A 1,250-nucleotide genomic window follows, 5' to 3' on the forward strand; every position below is an offset into this window, starting at 1 on the left:
TTTTCTCAATTGGATTAAAAATTACTTCCAGGTATTTCTGGGCAAGCAGGAGTGTCTTGCCAAAGTTGGTTTTGTCGTTGTTTTCCATATGGACTTGCTTTACAGTTGTTCTTGAAGTTAGCCATAGATTGTGAAAATAGCTAGTTCAATCGTCCATATTTATACCACTAGTCATTATTGATAGGCGGGTTCCGTAGTCGTCGAAACTGTTTATTCAACGAAATGAACTAATTACCAAACAATACAATTCACGGGCACGCCAGTATAATAGATTCCACTTACGCCATAAAACATAGGTAGGATGAATACGATCGGAAAAAATAGCAATAATTCTCGTGCCACAATTAGGAAACCAGCGATTCGAGCGTTACCGATGGCTTGAAACATGGTAGTGGTCATGAAGAATATCGGGAAAGTCCGCAAAGTGAGCATCATCATCCTAAAATCCCAGAGATCTTTATTCGTAAAGGTAGCATCCGGCATCATCCAAGAAGGCAAACAGCTGCTCCCACATAATGAAAACCCAGACTAAGGTCATTAGTCCGTTGCACCTAGTCAAAAACTTGTAAATGAGGAACGTACCCGGTCGTACTGCTTGCGCCAAAATTGATTCCCACCACCGGTTGCAAGCTGAGCAAACCAAAGCTCGGGAACAAAATCAGGAGCAATACTCGTATGAGCTACCCATGAATGCAATATCCCAATCGTCTCGTATTGCGCCAGGAGTCTGAACACAATCACTTGCTGAACAAAGAACATCAGCTGGAGCATCATTGCAGATACACCTACACTTAAGATTGGCTTTAACAGATCACGAGACAGACTGTAGGTACGGAGAGAAACGGGATAATTAGCTTTACCAGCCCAGAAATACCAAATTCCCATCAGCGTAAATATGATCATCGCGACGACGGTAGCCCAAGCAGCTCCTGCAATACCACCATCCAGATAGTAAATAAAAATGGGGTTGAGAATGATATTCAAGACCGCCGCAATAATGGAAAATACCATAGCCTCCTTGATCTTCCCTTCCGCTCGTATTAGAGTGTTGGCAGCCACGGCAAATATTCGGAAAAAGGCGCCAATCATCATGATCCGATAGTAAATAACCCCAAGCGTCAATATCTCACCTGTACCACCCAAGAAGCCAATCAATTGAGGCGCGAAAATAATCCCTAGAATGGATAGAATCACCGATGTAATCAAGGATAGGGCCGTCATAGTTCCGAAGATCTTTCTTTGGGTATCTA

At 42.9% G+C, this 1,250-nt stretch carries 1 protein-coding gene; it reads right to left on the reverse strand.

Going from position 1 to position 1,250, the window contains the following annotated elements; all coding sequences use genetic code 11:
* Window positions 1-555: 555 nt before the first annotated feature.
* On the reverse strand, window positions 556-1,250 hold a 695-nt coding region (locus tag D5R40_RS33115; RefSeq protein ID WP_192901342.1), incomplete at its 5' end, for an MATE family efflux transporter.

The sequence above is a fragment of the Okeania hirsuta genome, from assembly GCF_003838195.1.
Classification (GTDB): Bacteria; Cyanobacteriota; Cyanobacteriia; order Cyanobacteriales; family Microcoleaceae; genus Okeania; species Okeania hirsuta.